1 protein-coding gene is annotated in these 274 nt (G+C 43.4%); it reads right to left on the bottom strand.

Features of this window, described 5'->3' with window-relative positions; genetic code table 11:
• Positions 1 to 274 (bottom strand): group II intron maturase-specific domain-containing protein (locus tag ACTRWI_RS22845; protein WP_499133961.1); only part of this gene is annotated, 274 nt, incomplete at both ends.

Genomic DNA, 274 nt, shown 5'->3' with positions numbered 1-274 from the left:
TAAGGCGATCCAAGTTTTAGATTTTGTTGGATGTCGCCTTTTAGCCCAATGCCATAGCGCTTGAAATAGTTTGTGACTAACATAACTGAAAACCTGCTTAGCAACGCAGTGGCGATAATAGTTCGACCACCCTCTAAGCTTTGGGTTAATCAGTTTGATAAGGTCGTTCACCGGTAAGGTAACGTGCTTTTTGATGAGTCCGCGCAAGTTACTTAGGAACGTCAACGTGTTAGCCTTGCTCGGTTTAATGAGCAGCTTTCCTTTGTACTTCCTA

The sequence above is a fragment of the Pseudoalteromonas sp. G5_S1_14_S5 genome (genome assembly GCF_054968605.1).
The sequence above is the reverse complement of the archived record's forward strand: the minus strand, read 5'-3'. Positions and strand labels throughout refer to the sequence as shown.